The organism is Kitasatospora sp. NPDC086791, from assembly GCF_040685975.1.
GTDB lineage: Bacteria > Actinomycetota > Actinomycetes > Streptomycetales > Streptomycetaceae > Kitasatospora.
Genome location: NZ_JBFBOC010000010.1, coordinates 152,301 through 165,798 on the forward strand (window position 1 = coordinate 152,301; position 13,498 = coordinate 165,798).

Annotated in this window: 13 protein-coding genes; 4 read left to right on the plus strand and 9 right to left on the minus strand. The window is 73.5% G+C overall.

Annotated features, from left to right (window positions below):
• Positions 1 to 102: 102 nt before the first annotated feature.
• The 3 genes from AB0Q99_RS16790 to zapE all read right to left on the minus strand — a co-directional run bounded on the left by AB0Q99_RS16790 (position 103) and on the right by zapE (position 4,122).
• Positions 103 to 681, minus strand: coding sequence for a TerD family protein (locus AB0Q99_RS16790; RefSeq protein WP_363572357.1), 579 nt, complete (start codon positions 679 to 681; stop codon positions 103 to 105).
• Positions 682 to 951: 270 nt separating this feature from the next.
• Positions 952 to 3,042 carry an excinuclease ABC subunit UvrB gene (uvrB, locus tag AB0Q99_RS16795; protein WP_363572359.1) on the minus strand — a complete coding sequence of 697 codons (2,091 nt, stop codon included), beginning with the start codon at positions 3,040 to 3,042 and terminating at the stop codon, positions 952 to 954.
• A gap of 36 nt (positions 3,043 to 3,078) precedes the next feature.
• On the minus strand, positions 3,079 to 4,122 hold the full coding sequence (gene zapE / locus AB0Q99_RS16800; protein WP_363572494.1) for a cell division protein ZapE: 1,044 nt from the start codon (positions 4,120 to 4,122) through the stop codon (positions 3,079 to 3,081).
• Positions 4,123 to 4,280: 158 nt separating this feature from the next.
• Between zapE and AB0Q99_RS16805 the strand changes: the two genes are divergently transcribed.
• The 4 genes from AB0Q99_RS16805 (at position 4,281) to msrB (ending at position 7,687) form a co-directional block, all read left to right on the plus strand.
• Entirely contained in the window at positions 4,281 to 5,051 is a 771-nt protein-coding gene (locus AB0Q99_RS16805) for a pyrimidine reductase family protein (protein ID WP_363572361.1), read from the plus strand.
• Positions 5,052 to 5,124: 73 nt separating this feature from the next.
• Entirely contained in the window at positions 5,125 to 5,586 is a 462-nt protein-coding gene (locus AB0Q99_RS16810) for an indole-3-glycerol phosphate synthase (RefSeq protein WP_363572363.1), read from the plus strand.
• Positions 5,587 to 5,844: 258 nt separating this feature from the next.
• Entirely contained in the window at positions 5,845 to 7,254 is a 1,410-nt protein-coding gene (murC, locus tag AB0Q99_RS16815; RefSeq protein ID WP_363572365.1) for a UDP-N-acetylmuramate--L-alanine ligase, read from the plus strand.
• A gap of 28 nt (positions 7,255 to 7,282) precedes the next feature.
• Positions 7,283 to 7,687, plus strand: coding sequence for a peptide-methionine (R)-S-oxide reductase MsrB (gene msrB / locus AB0Q99_RS16820; protein WP_363572367.1), 405 nt, complete (start codon positions 7,283 to 7,285; stop codon positions 7,685 to 7,687).
• A gap of 85 nt (positions 7,688 to 7,772) precedes the next feature.
• On the opposite strand, the gene AB0Q99_RS16825 is transcribed toward msrB, so the two are convergent.
• The 6 genes from AB0Q99_RS16825 to AB0Q99_RS16850 all read right to left on the minus strand — a co-directional run bounded on the left by AB0Q99_RS16825 (position 7,773) and on the right by AB0Q99_RS16850 (position 13,424).
• Positions 7,773 to 8,966, minus strand: a complete 1,194-nt coding sequence (locus tag AB0Q99_RS16825) for a cytochrome P450 (RefSeq protein ID WP_363572369.1) — start codon at positions 8,964 to 8,966, stop codon at positions 7,773 to 7,775.
• Complete coding sequence (locus AB0Q99_RS16830; RefSeq protein WP_363572371.1) at positions 8,963 to 9,583, minus strand: ATP/GTP-binding protein; 621 nt, start codon at positions 9,581 to 9,583, stop codon at positions 8,963 to 8,965. Before AB0Q99_RS16830 ends, AB0Q99_RS16825 begins: the two co-directional genes overlap by 4 nt.
• Positions 9,561 to 9,923: a DUF742 domain-containing protein gene (locus tag AB0Q99_RS16835; protein ID WP_363572373.1), complete on the minus strand. Its 363-nt coding sequence runs from the start codon at positions 9,921 to 9,923 to the stop codon at positions 9,561 to 9,563. The genes AB0Q99_RS16830 and AB0Q99_RS16835 overlap by 23 nt, the downstream gene beginning before the upstream one ends.
• Entirely contained in the window at positions 9,920 to 10,351 is a 432-nt protein-coding gene (locus AB0Q99_RS16840; RefSeq protein ID WP_363572375.1) for a roadblock/LC7 domain-containing protein, read from the minus strand. The genes AB0Q99_RS16835 and AB0Q99_RS16840 overlap by 4 nt, the downstream gene beginning before the upstream one ends.
• Complete coding sequence (locus AB0Q99_RS16845) at positions 10,348 to 12,318, minus strand: ATP-binding protein (RefSeq protein WP_363572377.1); 1,971 nt, start codon at positions 12,316 to 12,318, stop codon at positions 10,348 to 10,350. The genes AB0Q99_RS16840 and AB0Q99_RS16845 overlap by 4 nt, the downstream gene beginning before the upstream one ends.
• A 92-nt stretch (positions 12,319 to 12,410) precedes the next feature.
• Positions 12,411 to 13,424 (minus strand): MBL fold metallo-hydrolase, encoded by a 1,014-nt coding sequence (locus AB0Q99_RS16850; protein WP_363572379.1) that lies wholly within the window; start codon positions 13,422 to 13,424, stop codon positions 12,411 to 12,413.
• Positions 13,425 to 13,498: the final 74 nt, after the last annotated feature.

Below are 13,498 nucleotides of genomic sequence, written 5' to 3' on the forward strand. Positions count from 1 at the left end.
CGGGCACCCGTGATGACGGGGTCGGCTGTCGAGGAATACTCCCCTCCGCTGCCATCGAGAGTAACAGGGCGGGCAAGGAAAGGTAAAGAAGGTAAAGGACCGTCAGAGGTAGGGCTCGATCGCCGGCAGCAGGTCCTGGAAGGTCCGCCCCTTGGCGGGCGCGCCGATCGCCTGCATCTCCCAGCCGCCGTCGCCGTCCCGCACCACCTTGGCCATGATCTGCCCGGTGTGCGGCCCGCCGCCCGCCAGCTCGTAGCGGGCCAGTTCCAGCCCGGTGGTCTCGTCCACCAGGCGGCAGTGCGCCCGCTGCACCTCGGCGAAGGTCTGCCCGGTGTAGGAGCTCACCGTGAACACCACCTGGGTGATGTGCGCCGGCACGTGCAGCAGGTCGACCAGGATCGCCTCGTCGTCCTCCTGCCCCGAACCGCCCTCCAGGTTGTCCCCGGTGTGCCGGACGGAGCCGTCGTCGCTCTGCAGGTGCTGGAAGAACACCACGTCGGACGGGGTCCGCTCGGCGTACAGCAGTGCCGAGGCGTCCAGGTCGATCGTCCTGGTGCGGCTGCCGAACAGGCCCCGCTTGGGGGCGGCCTGCCAGCCGAGGCCCATCCGGACCACGGTCAGGGCGGCGCCCGGCCCCTTCTGGAGGCTGACCCGCTGCCCCTTGGCGAGGTTCACCGACACGACGTTGTCCTCTCTGCCGGCCACGCGGTCGCTGCCGCCCGGCCCCCCGGTGGAACACCCCGTCGCCGTCCCCCGGCTGAGGCCCCCTCTGCTACGGCCCGTACCCGTCCTGTGAGCACGATGCCGCAGGCCAGCCTAGGCCCTGCGGCACCCCGGGCTCTCCACGGTTTCCCCGTTTGTGGCAAGGCTGAGACACCGCCGGGCTTGACCGGTGTCATTCCGGCCAAGCACCGTCCGGCCAACCCCCTCCGGCCAAGCCCCGTCCGGCCGTCAGGCCACACCGGCCTCGCGCATCTGCCGCAGCTCCTTCTTCAGCTCCTTGACCTCGTCGCGCAGCCGCGCCGCGACCTCGAACTGCAGATCGGCGGCGGCCGTGTGCATCCGGTCGGTCATCTCCTGGATCAGGTCCGCCAGCTCGGCGGCCGGCAGGGACTTGGCGGGCTTGCGCTCCACGCCCAGCGACGGCACCGGAGCCTTGCCCTTGCCCTGGCCGCGGTAACCGGTGGAGAGCAGCTCGTCGGTGTCCACGTCCTCCCGGGCGAGGGTGTCCAGGATGTCGCCGATCTTCTTCCGCAGCGGCTGCGGGTCGATCCCGTGCTCCTTGTTGTAGGCCTGCTGGACGGCCCGGCGGCGGTTGGTCTCGTCGATCGCCTTCTCCATCGAGGGCGTGATCCGGTCCGCGTACATGTGGACCTCGCCGGAGACGTTGCGGGCCGCGCGGCCGATCGTCTGGATCAGCGAGGTCCCGGAGCGCAGGAAGCCCTCCTTGTCCGCGTCCAGGATCGCCACCAGCGACACCTCGGGCAGGTCCAGCCCCTCGCGCAGCAGGTTGATGCCGACCAGCACGTCGTACCGGCCCGCCCGCAGCTCGCGCAGCAGCTCCACCCGGCGCAGCGTGTCCACGTCGCTGTGCAGGTACCGGACCCGGATGTCCAGGCCGAGCATGTAGTCGGTGAGGTCCTCGGCCATCTTCTTGGTCAGCGTGGTGACCAGCACCCGCTCGTCCCGCTCGACCCGCCGGCGGACCTCGTGCACCAGGTCGTCGATCTGGCCCTCGGTCGGCTTGACGATCACCTCGGGGTCGATCAGGCCGGTCGGCCGGATGATCTGCTCGACCTGGCCGTCGCCGCGCGACAGCTCGTACGGGCCGGGCGTCGCCGACAGGTACACCGTCTGGCCGATCCGCTCCAGGAACTCCTCCCACTTCAGCGGGCGGTTGTCCATCGCGGACGGCAGCCGGAAGCCGTGCTCGACCAGCGTGCGCTTGCGCGAGGCGTCGCCCTCGTACATCGCGCCGATCTGCGGGACGGTGACGTGCGACTCGTCGATGACCAGGAGGAAGTCCTCCGGGAAGTAGTCGAGCAGGGTGTTCGGCGGGGAGCCGGGCTCGCGGCCGTCGAAGTGCATCGAGTAGTTCTCGACGCCCGAGCAGGTGCCGATCTGGCGCAGCATCTCGATGTCGTACGTGGTGCGCATCCGCAGCCGCTGGGCCTCCAGCAGCTTGCCCTGCTTCTCCAGCCTGGAGAGCGTCCGCTCCAGCTCCTGCTCGATGCCGGTGACCGCGCGCTCCATCCGCTCGGGGCCCGCGACGTAGTGCGAGGCGGGGAAGACGTAGACCGAGTCGTCCTGGCTGATGATCTCGCCGGTGAGCGGGTGCAGGGTGTAGAGCGCCTCGATCTCGTCGCCGAACATCTCGATCCGGACGGCGAGCTCCTCGTAGACCGGGAAGATCTCGATGGTGTCGCCGCGCACCCGGAAGGTGCCGCGGGTGAAGGCGACGTCGTTGCGGGCGTACTGGATGTCCACGAAGCGGCGCAGCAGGTCGTCCCGGTCGATCTCCTGGCCGATCCTGAGCGGGACCATCCGGTCCACGTACTCCTGCGGCGTGCCGAGGCCGTAGATGCAGGAGACGGACGCGACCACGATCACGTCCCGGCGGGTGAGCAGCGAGTTGGTCGCCGAGTGGCGCAGCCGCTCGACCTCCTCGTTGATCGAGGAGTCCTTCTCGATGTAGGTGTCCGTCTGCGGGACGTACGCCTCCGGCTGGTAGTAGTCGTAGTACGAGACGAAGTACTCGACCGCGTTGTTCGGCAGCAGCTCGCGGAACTCGTTCGCCAGCTGCGCGGCCAGCGTCTTGTTCGGCGCCATCACCAGGGTGGGCCGCTGCAGCTTCTCGATCATCCAGGCCGTGGTGGCCGACTTCCCGGTGCCGGTGGCACCGAGCAGCACGACGTCCTTCTCCCCTCCCCTGATCCGCCGCTCCAGCTCGGCGATCGCCGCCGGCTGGTCGCCGTTCGGCTGGAAGGGGCTGACGACCTCGAAGGGCGCCACGGACCGCTCAATACTCGTGATGGGACGCACGACTCCACCGTACGGCCCCCGACTGACAGGGGGGACCTACTCGGCGCTGTCCCGGGCGAGGGCGACCAGGCGGGAGATCGCGCGCAGGTACTTCTTGCGGTAGCCGCCGCGGAGCATCTCCTCCGGGAAGACCCGGTCGAAGGGCAGGCCGGAGGCGGTGACGGGCAGTTCGCGGTCGTACATGCGGTCGGCCAGCACCACCAGGCGCAGGGCGGTGGACTGGTCCTCGACCTGGTGCACGCCGCGCAGGCAGACGGCGGTGACGTCGTCCAGCAGCGCGCCGTAGCGGCTGGGGTGGACGGCCGAGAGGTGGGCGAGCAGGGCGTCGAAGTCGTCCAGGGAGGCGCCCGGGGTCCGGGCGGCGGCGGCCTCGACGGCCTCGTCGGAGTACGGCGGCGGGGCGGCGGGCAGGCCGCGGTGGCGGTAGTCCTGGCCGTCGATCCGCATCGGGCGGAAGTGCGCGGACAGGCCCTGGATCTCGCGCAGGAAGTCGGCGGCGGCGAAGCGGCCCTCGCCGAGCTTCTCCGGCAGGGTGTTCGAGGTGGCGCACAGCTTGACGCCGTTGTCGACCAGGCGGCCGAGCAGGGTCGAGACCAGCACGGTGTCGCCCGGGTCGTCCAGCTCGAACTCGTCGATGCAGAGCAGGGTGTGCCCGGAGAGGGTCCGCACGGCCTGCTGGAAGCCGAGCGCGCCGACCAGGTTGGTGAGCTCGACGAAGGTGCCGAAGGCCTTGGGGCCGGGGGCGGAGTGCCAGAGCGAGGCGAGCAGGTGGGTCTTGCCGACGCCGTAGCCGCCGTCGAGGTAGACCCCGGCCGGGCCGGTGGGCGCGGGGGCGGAGCGGCGGAACCAGCCGCGCTTGGGTGCGGAACCGTTTCCTCCCGCGAGGGTCGCCGCGAACTGCTCCAGGACCTGGACGGCCTCGTACTGGCTCGGCTGGCTCTGGTCCGGGATGTACGACCCGAAGCTCACGCCCGCGAACCGGGGCGGCGGGACCATCTCGGCGACCAGCCGCTCGGCGGGCACGACGGGGCGGCGGTCGGTGAGCGCGATCGGGGAGCCGGCCGCGCTCGCGGTGGCTATCGACTCGGTCGCGGTGTCGGGGTGGGAGGCTGCGGGCACATCAGTAGAGGGTACGCCTGGTCCCGGCCGCCTCCGAACCGCCTCCCGGCCTCCTCCGGACCCGCCTCCGGGCGGCCCGCGGACGGCCCGCGGACGGCCCGCGGTGGAACACTGAGGGCATGCAACAGTTGATCAGCCCGCTGGGCGCGCCGGTCGCCGATCCGGCCGCGCTGGAGTCGCTCGCCGCCGTGTACGCGTACCCCGAACAGGTGAATCGGGGCCGGCCGTGGCTGCGCGCCAACATGGTGGCCGGCCTGGACGGCGGGGCGCGGCTCGACGGCCTGTCCGAGGGGCTCTCCGGCGACGCCGACAAGCGGATCTTCGGGGTGCTGCGCGCACTGTCGGACGTGGTGCTGGTGGGCGCGGAGACGGTCCGCGCGGAGGGCTACCGGCCGGCCCGGGCCCGCAAGGAGTTCGCGGCGGCCCGGGCGGCCGCCGGGCAGGCGCCGGCCCCGGTGATCGCGGTCGTGACCCGCTCGCTGCAGCTGGACCTGACCGCACCGCTGTTCACGGAACCGCTGGTCAGGACGGTGGTGATCACCACCGAGGACGCCCCCGCGGAGCGCCGCCGGGCGGTCGCCGAGGTGGCCGACCTGGTGCTCGCCGGCACCGGTTCGGTGGACCTGCGGGCGGGCGTGGCGGCGCTGGCCGAACGGGGCTGGACCCGGCTGCTGACCGAGGGCGGTCCGCGCCTGCTGGGGCAGCTCGCGGCGGCGGGCCTGCTGGACGAGCTGTGCCTGTCGCTGGCCCCGCTGCTCACCGGCGGCGACGCGCCGCGCATCCTCCACGATGCGCAAATGCCTGACGTGCAGCGGATGCGGCTGGTCTCATTGATCGAGCAGAAAGGATTCCTCTTCACCCGCTACCTGCGTCACCCGGGCTCGGAATGACCCCGTGACCCCCCGGTCGGGATCCCGTTATGCGATGCCGGGGCCCGGGGGCCGGCCACTGGAAGGGACTCACGTGTTCAAGACGGTACTGATGATCGAAAAGGCTCTCTCCGACGCGGACGTGGAGCTCGTCACCACGCTCCACAGCGACGAGGAGGTCTCCTTCGTCGTCCTCATGCAGCCGCGCGGCAAGCAGGACGAGCTGCTGCGGGCGCTGGACGACGTCGCCCTCGGCCACCTCGACAAGGTGAGGCACGAGCACGACGAGTCCGAGACCGGGCCGACCCTGGCCACCGAGTCGCTGGAGCACAGCCTGCGCCACCTGCGCTCGGCCGGGGCCGAGGCGGTGGGCGAACTGGTCGAGGAGAAGCCGCTGGAACGGCTGCGCGCGGTCGTCGAGGAGCACCAGGCGGACGAGGTGGTGGTGCTCACCTCCCCGCACTTCGTGGAGGAGTTCTTCCACCGCGACTGGGCCTCCCAGGCCCGGCACAAGGTCGGGGTCCCGGTGCTGCGGCTGTTCGCCAGCGACTCCTAGCGTCCGTCCCCGGACCCCGCCCCGCGGGGGGAGTTCGCCGACGGGCCGTGGCTCCGCGCGCCGGTGGTGCAGAATCGTCCTTGCGGTCCGCCCGCGAGGACGGTTCCGACGCGTGTGACGTTCCCGACGTCCCCGACGTACCCGGTGTCCGTGACGTTCCGATGTCCTGACGTCCGTGACGCCGGTGACACCCGTGACGTCGACGCGCACCGGACCGTCCGCCCGACCTGTCTGCCCCCGCCCGTACGGAGCCACGCCTTGAACGACGCCGCGCACGACCTGCACGCCCCGCACTTCATCGGCATCGGCGGCGCCGGGATGTCCGGCCTGGCGAAGATCCTCGCAGTGCGCGGTGCCAGCGTCTCCGGCAGCGACTCCAGGGAGTCCGAGACCGTCCTCGCGCTGCGCGCCCTCGGCGCCACCGTGCACGTCGGCCACGCCGCCGAGCACGTGCCGGACGGCACCAGCAGCGTGGTCGTCTCCAGCGCGATCCGCGCCGACAACCCGGAGCTGGCCGCCGCCCGCGAGCGCGGCATCCCGGTGGTGCACCGCTCCGACGCGCTGGCCGCGCTGATGGGCGGCCGCCGCGCGCTCGCGGTGGCCGGCACCCACGGCAAGACCACCACCACCAGCATGCTCGCCGTCGCCCTCGGCGAGCTGGGCCTGGACCCGTCCTACGCGATCGGCGGCGACCTCGACGCGCCCGGCTCCAACGCCCACCACGGCACCGGCGGGATCTTCGTCGCCGAGGCCGACGAGAGCGACCGCAGCTTCCACAAGTACGCGCCCGAGGTGGCGATCGTGCTCAACGTGGAACTGGACCACCACGCCAACTACGCCTCGATCGACGAGATCTACGAGTCCTTCGAGACCTTCGTCGGCCGGATCGTCCCCGGCGGCACCCTGGTGGTCTCGGCCGACCACGACGGCGCCCGCGAGCTGACCTCCCGGGTGGCCGGCCGCGAGGGCCTGAACGTGGTCACCGTCGGCTCCGCCGAGGACGCCGACGTGCGGGTGCTCTCGGTGGTCGCCCGCGGTATGACCAGCGAGGTCACCGTCGTCCTGGACGGCACCGAGCTGACCTTCACCGTCTCGGTGCCCGGCCGCCACTACGCCCACAACGCCGTCGCCGCGCTGGCCGCCGGCGTCGCGCTGGACGTCCCGGCCGCCGACCTGGCCAAGGCGCTCGGCGCCTACACCGGCGTGCGCCGCCGGCTGCAGCTCAAGGGCGAGGCCGCCGGCGTCCAGGTGATCGACTCCTACGCCCACCACCCGACCGAGATGACCGCCGACCTGGAGGCGATCCGCGAGGGCCTGGACGGCCAGGGCCGGGTGCTGGTGGTCTTCCAGCCGCACCTGTTCAGCCGCACCCAGCAGCTCGCCGAGGAGATGGGTCACGCCCTGGCGCTGGCCGACGCCTCGGTGGTGCTGGACATCTACCCGGCCCGCGAGGACCCGATCCCCGGCGTGACCAGCGAGCTGATCATCGACGCCGCCCGCCGGGTCGGTGCCGAGGTCACCGCCGAGCACTCCTTCGCCGCCGCCCCCGCCCTGCTGGCCGGCCTCGCCCGCCCGGGCGACCTGCTGCTCACCATGGGCGCCGGCGACGTCACCAACCTCGGGCCCGAAATTCTGGAGCACCTCGCGAACGTTGCCTCCAACGTCTGACGTACGTCCACCGCGACCGGGAGCCGTGATGAGCTACGAGATCGAGAAGTCCGACGCCGAGTGGCGCGCCCAGCTCAGCCCCGAGGAGTACCACGTGCTCCGCGAGGCGGGCACCGAACGGCCGTTCACCGGCGAGTACACCGACACCAAGACGGTCGGCGTCTACGGCTGCCGGGCCTGCGGGGCGGAGCTGTTCAGCTCCGAGACCAAGTTCGACAGCCACTGCGGCTGGCCGTCGTACTTCGCGCCGCTGGCGGAGGACCGGGTCCAGTACATCGAGGACACCACGCTCGGCATGCGCCGGGTCGAGGTGCGCTGCGCGCGCTGCGGCGGGCACCTGGGGCACGTCTTCGAGGGCGAGGGCTACGGCACGCCGACCGACCAGCGGTACTGCATCAACAGCGTCTCGCTGACGCTCAAGCCGGCCGAGTAGCTCCGCTCGCGCCGAGGGCCCGGACACCGTCGTACGGCGGTGTCCGGGCCCTCGAACATGTCCGGACGTCCGGACCCGCGGGGCGCTAGCCGACGACCGGCTCGAAGCGGACCGGGAGGTGCACCAGGGCCCGGTGGAACGGCCCCGGCCGCCAGAGCAACTCCTCGGCCGGGGTGGATAGTTCGAGATCGCTGAGCCGGCTGCCCAGCTGCTCGATCGCGGTGATCGCGATCAGCAGGGCCGGATCGCGGGCCGGGCAGGCGTGCGGACCGGCCGCCCAGGCCAGGTGGGCGCTCTCGCCGCTGCGCAGCGCGCCGTCGTCGGTGGGCGGTGCCGCCTGGGAGTTGGCGGCCGCGTAGGAGACCAGCAGGAGGGTCCCGGCCTTGATCTCGCGGCCGTGGAAGACGATGTCGTAGCGCGGGTAGTGCGCGGAGAGGTTGGCGAGCGGCGGCTCGTGCCAGAGCACCTCGTCGATCGCCTGGTGGGCGGTCATCGCGCCGCCGAACAGCGAACCGGCGTAGCGGGCGTCGGTCAACAGGCGCAGCAGGGCGTTGCCGATCAGGTTGGTGGTCGGCTCGTGCCCGGCGATCATGGTCAGGGTGATCTGCCGGATCGCCTCGTCGTCGTCCAGCCCGACCGGGTGGGTGACGAACCAGGAGGCGAGGTCGTGCCGGGGGCGTTCGCGGCGCTCGGCGACCATGGCGGTGACGACCGCGAGGAGCTTCCCGTACGCGGCGCCGGCCTGCGCGGTGGACTCGATCAGCCCGGTGATCGCCGCGACCATCTCGCCGTGCTGCTCCTCGGGCACGCCGAACCAGGTGGTGAGCACGGAGGCGGGCAGCTGGCGGGCGTACTCGGCGATCAGGTCCGCGTGGCCGACCGCGGCGAACCGGTCGATCAGCCGGTGGGCGGTCTCGGCGACCTGGCGCTGCAGCCGGTGCGGTTCGAACAGCGCGAGGGCGTCGGTGATCACCGCGCGGTAGCGCGCGTGCGTCTCGCCGTCGCTGAACAGGGCGGTCGGGCGGTAGCCGAGGACCGGCAGCAGCGGGGAGTCCGGCGGGAGGGTCCGCTGCCAGGCGCGGGAGTCCTTGGAGAACGTGTCGCTGTCGCGCAGCAGGTCCAGCGCGGCCTGGTAGTCGGTGACCAGCAGGGCCTCGACGCCGGGCGCGATCTCCACCGGGGCGACCGGTCCGTGCCTGCGCAGCCGCTCGTAGACCAGCTGGGGGTCGGCGGCGAAGACCGGGCCGTGGATCGGGGTCGGGCGGGTCTCGACGGTCACGGGCGCTCCTGGGTGGCGGTGGAGGCGGCGGGCAGGGCGTCGAGGACGTGCTCGGCCAGCGCGATCAGCGCGTCCAGGCTGGCCTCGCGCTCGCGGGCGTCGCAGAGCAGCAGCGGGGTGGCGGGGTGCAGGTCCAGGTGGGCGCGGAGCACCTCGACCGAGTGGACCGGCGCGTCCGGGAAGCAGTTGACGGCGACGGCGTACGGCAGGCCCTGCTCCTCGACCATGTCCATGATCTCGAAGGAGTCGGCCAGTCGGCGGGTGTCGGCGAGCACCAGGGCGCCCAGGGCGCCGCGGGCGATGTCCTGCCAGAGCGGGAAGAACCGGCGCTGGCCGGGGGTGCCGAACATGTAGAGCACGACGTTGCCGGGCAGGGTGAGCCGGCCGAAGTCCACCGCGACCGTGGTGGTGGTCTTCTCGGGCAGGCCGGCGAGGTCGTCCACCGGCCGCCCCGTCTCGGTCATCGCCTCCTCGGTGTGCAGGGTGGCGATCTCGGAGAGGGTGCGGATGAGCGTGGTCTTGCCGACCCCGAACGGGCCGGCGACCACCAGCTTCATCAGCGTCTGGTCCCGGTCGGGCAGGTAGCCCACCCGGTCACCGGAGCGCACGGAGTCCAACGAGGAGCCTCTCGACGATGGAGCGGTCGGTCTGCTGGGCGGGCGGGATCGGCGCGCGGGCGTGCAGGCAGCCCGCCTCGACCAGATCGGCCGCGAGGAAGACGGTGGCGCTGACCGGCAGGCACAGGTGCGCGGCGGCCTCCACCACGGTCAGCGCGCCGGGGCGCAGCAACTCCCAGAGCCGGCGGTGTTCGGGTTCGAGACCGGTCGGCGGTTCGGCGCGGTCGGCGCGGTCGGCGAACAGGACGGTCAGCCGCTCGAAGCCCTTGGTGCCGGGGCGGCTGCGGCCGCCGGTGGCCAGGTAGGCGGGAACCATCCGCCTGCGGGAGACGGCGGTCATGACCGGGCGGTGTCGTCCTGCCGCCGCGACGGGCTCGCGAGCGCGCGGCCCAGCGCGGCGACCTGCACCTGCATCTGGTAGGACACGTTGCCGAGTTGGGCGTCCGGGGTGGTGAACACGGCGAGCGAGGTGTTCTCCCCGGCGGGCACGACGATGGCGTAGCCGAGGTCGGACTCCACCACGGTCTGGGCCAGTCGCGGCCGCTCGGCGTCGGTGAACGCGCCGGTGAACGCGCGGGCGGCGGCGTGCACGGTGGCGGTCATCGCGGCGACCCGCTCGGCGGAGGCCCGGCCCAGGCCCTCCGAGGCGCCTTCGACCAGACCGTCCCCGGTGGCGATGACCGCGTGGAGCACCCCCGGCAGCTCCAGCAGCGGGGTCAGCACCCACGAGATCTCGTCGATGGCGGTCTGGCTGGGCGAGCTGCTCACTGCTCGGCTCCTTCTAAGGTCGTCGGGCCGGTGGCGTGGCCACCGGTGGGGCGGTCGGCGGTGGTGTCGCCGGTGGTGGTGAGGGTGCCGGGGGTGCCGGGGCCGGGTCTGCCGGGACTGTCGGGAGTGTCGGGAGTGTCGGGGGCACCGGCGGCGCTCGTGCTGTCCTCGGTCGTGGCGCTTCCGGGTGCGGCACTCCCGCCGACGGCGCTCTCGCGGGCGGCCTGGGCCACGGCGGCGCGGCCGGAATCGGTGCCCTGCTGCAGCGCTTGCCAGCGGGCGGCGGCCCGCTCGGGGGTCCGGTCGGGCGAGGGCGCAGGGGCTGCGGCGTTGGTGGTGGGGACGGCCTTGGCGGCGGGTGCGCCGGCCTCCTCGGCTGCCAGCGGGCGGCGGCGCCGTCGGGTGGGCAGGCCGGTGCCGTCCGCCGCCGGGGAGTCCGGGCCGGCGGCCGCGGCGGCTGCCACGCCTGCCGCATCCACCGCGTCCACGCCGTCCGCCGCCGGACTGCCCACCGCCGGGACGTCCGCGCCCGGGTCGGGCACCACGCGGATGGCCGGCGCCGGGTGCGGTCCGGGCTGGTGGTGGCGGTCGGCGAGCCGCGGGCCGTCCTGCTCGTCGGCGTCGCGCATCGGTGGCACCGCGGCGACGGTGGGCGCGGCGGCGGGGCCGGAGCCGGCCCGCAGCGGCAGCGGGGTGAGCACCGAGAGCGGCTGCTCGTCGTCGACGACGGTCACCAGGCCGGCCGGGATGCGCAGGATGGTCCGCATGCCGCCGTACGGCGAGGGCTCGATGTGGCAGGCGAAGCCGTACTGGCGGGCGAGCTTGCCGATCACCGCGAAGCCGGTCTTGGGCGGGTTGCCGAGCTCGGTGAGCAGGAGGTCCGGCGGGCCGGCCAGCAGTCGGCGGGCGCGGCGCAGCTGGTCCTCGTCCATGCCGATGCCGCTGTCGTCGATGATCACCAGCGCGCCGCGGCCGCCCTGCTGGACGGTGACCGGGACGTCGGTCTCCGGGTGGGAGTAGGCGGTGGCGTTGGCGAGCAGTTCGGCGATGGTGACGGCGATCGGTTCGGCGGCCCGGGCGACCACCGCGAGCCGCTGCTCCCGCAGGTGGTTGGCGACCTTGATCCGGGCGTAGCCGGGCACCCGGGACAGCGCGCCGACGACCACCTCGGCGAGCGGCGAGTCGGTGCGGGCCAGGCCCGGCCAGGCCTCACAGAGCACGGCGACCGTCTGGATCCGGCGCAGCGCGACCTCGTTGCGGAAGTCGACCTCCAGCAGCCGAGGGTCGTCGTTGTCGTGCTGGAGCTGCTGGACCAGGCTCTGGATCTGGTAGAGCAGGGTCTGGATCCGGGAGGTCGCGCCGCGCATGGCGGCGCGGGCGGCGGCGTCCACCCGTTCGCGCTCGTCGGCGAGGGCGGCGGCGGTGGCGTCCAGCACGGACTGCAGCGCCCGGACGGCCTCCGGGCCGACGGTCCGCGGGTCCAGCGGGCCGACCAGCGGGGCGTTGGTGTGGGTGAGCCGTACGGCGGTGGCGGCGATCCGTTCCTCGGCGAGGTGGCCGATCTCGGCGAGCATCGCGGCGACGCGGGCCTCGGCGGCGGCGAGGCGGTGGCCGGTCTCCTCGGCCCGGCCGGCCGCGGCGGCGGCCTGCCGGCCGGCGTCCAGGACGGCCTCCTGCGCCTCGCGGGCCGCGTCCTGGGCCGCGCGGACGGCGTCCTCGGCGGCGCGGGTGCGGCCCTCCGCCCGCCGGGCCTCGTCGGTGGAGCGCCGGGTGATCTCCTGCGCCTCGCGCAGTTGCTGCTCGGCGCGGGCGAGGCGGCCCTCGGCGGCCCGGCCGCGCTCCTCGCCCCGGGCGAGCGCGGTCTCGGCGGCGGCGGCCCGGGCGACGGCCGCGGCCCGGCCGCGGGCGAGCAGGGCCGCGGCCACGGCGGCGACCAGCACCAGGGCGGTCAGCACGATCTGCGTCATCGGAGTCCTCGGGGGTGCTTGCGGGTCGGGCCGAGCAAGGGGCGGGACCGGGCCGGGGGCGGGCCCGGGCGGGGGTCGGTTCCGGGCGGGGATCAGCTCCGGGCGTGTGGGCGCGGGAACCGGGCGGCGGCGGCATCCTCGGCCAGCTCCCGGGCGACCAGGGCGACCTGCCCCATGGCCTCCAGCGCGCCCGGCGCCGGCGACCCGTCCAGGTGCCGGTACTCGGCCGCGACGGTGAGCACCAGCCGTTCGGGCAGGCCGAGTTCGGGGTGGCGCTGCTCGGCGATCACCCGCCGGGCGGCATCCAGGGCGGGTATCCCGGCGGCGTGCAGGGCGTGGGCGCGGTCGCGGACGTACGCGAGGTAGCCGATGTGCTCCCGGACGCCCGCGCGGTCGAGCACCGGGCCGTGGCCGGGGACGAAGATCTCCGCGCCGGTGGCCAGGGCCCGTTCACAGGCGCCGATGACGTTCTCCAGCGGGCCGGCCCAGTGCGAGGGGTGGTCGCCGGGCTGCTCGGGCGTCGAGGAGAAGATCACGTCGCCGGTGAACACCGCGCGCTGGTGCGGGAGGTGGACCATCAGGTCGCCGCCGGTGTGGGCGGCGGGCAGGCTGGTGATCTGCACGGGGTGGCGACCGACCCGCAGCTCCAGCTCACCGGTGAAGACGGTGTCCGGGTGCACCGGGTCGGCGCCGGACCAGTCGAACCGCCCGAAGTGCTCCCTGAGGTAGCCGCCGAGCGGGGAGTCCGGGTCGCTGTTGGCGACCAGCGCGTGCTGCTGCTGCGGGGTGGGCTCCCAGTGGATGTGCTCCAGCGCCTCGCGGGTGGCGATCACCTCGGCGTCCGGCAGCACCCCGGCGCCCCACAGGTGGTCACCGTTGGCGTGGGTGACGACCACCCGGTCGATCTCGACCCCGGCCGGCAGCAGCCGGCGGCTCGCGGCGAGGAACTCCCCGGCCATCGAGCGATCGTAGGGGGTGTCGATCCAGAGCGCGGTCGTCTCGGAGACCAGCAGGCCGCAGTTGGCCAGGCCCCAGCCCCGCTTCGGGGGGAGCCAGACGTACAGGTCCTCGGCAATCGCGCTCACGTTCGCACGGTTGATCGTCATGTGCGTGATTATGCCCATGATGTGCCGAGAGTGGGGCAAAACCTGAACGACCGATCAGAGTTCGTGACCTGGTC

Coding starts and splice junctions, on each gene's coding strand:
- msrB (WP_363572367.1), top strand. CDS start 7,283: ATGAGCTACGAGATCGAGAAGTCCGACGCCGAGTGGCGCGCCCAGCTC.
- AB0Q99_RS16850 (WP_363572379.1), bottom strand. CDS start 13,424: ATGACGATCAACCGTGCGAACGTGAGCGCGATTGCCGAGGACCTGTAC.
- AB0Q99_RS16805 (WP_363572361.1), top strand. CDS start 4,281: ATGCAACAGTTGATCAGCCCGCTGGGCGCGCCGGTCGCCGATCCGGCC.
- AB0Q99_RS16835 (WP_363572373.1), bottom strand. CDS start 9,923: ATGACCGCCGTCTCCCGCAGGCGGATGGTTCCCGCCTACCTGGCCACC.
- AB0Q99_RS16845 (WP_363572377.1), bottom strand. CDS start 12,318: ATGACGCAGATCGTGCTGACCGCCCTGGTGCTGGTCGCCGCCGTGGCC.